We start from the raw sequence: 278 nt of genomic DNA, 5'->3' as shown, positions 1-278 counted from the left end.
GTAAGCCGCGATGCTGCGCTCGCGCTCGCTGATCTGGCGCAGCAGGTGTTGCGATTCGAATTCGCTCAGGTGCAATTCGCTGAGCAGATTGAACAGTGGAGAAGCATCCTGCAACACTTCCTGGCCAGCGGCTTCAGGAATGGAGAGGGGCCGAATTTCCAGTGCGATCGTGTCCTCGATACGGTAGTATTCGCGGCGATCTTCTTCATCTAATGTCGACATGGCGAACCCATGGTAGCGGCGGTGGTCTGAGTGTAAAGCTGGTTTGTGACCCCCGC

General features: G+C 56.8%; 1 pseudogene. It reads right to left on the bottom strand.

Features of this window, described 5'->3' with window-relative positions:
• Window positions 1-222: pseudogene (locus GSM73_RS27320) on the bottom strand (PilZ domain-containing protein); the annotation flags it as partial.
• Window positions 223-278 lie beyond the last annotated feature (56 nt).

This window comes from Pseudomonas sp. PICF6 (assembly GCF_009831705.1).
In the GTDB taxonomy this organism is placed as follows: Bacteria; Pseudomonadota; Gammaproteobacteria; order Pseudomonadales; family Pseudomonadaceae; genus Aquipseudomonas; species Aquipseudomonas rhizophila.
This window is presented reverse-complemented; position numbering and strand designations above follow the sequence as displayed.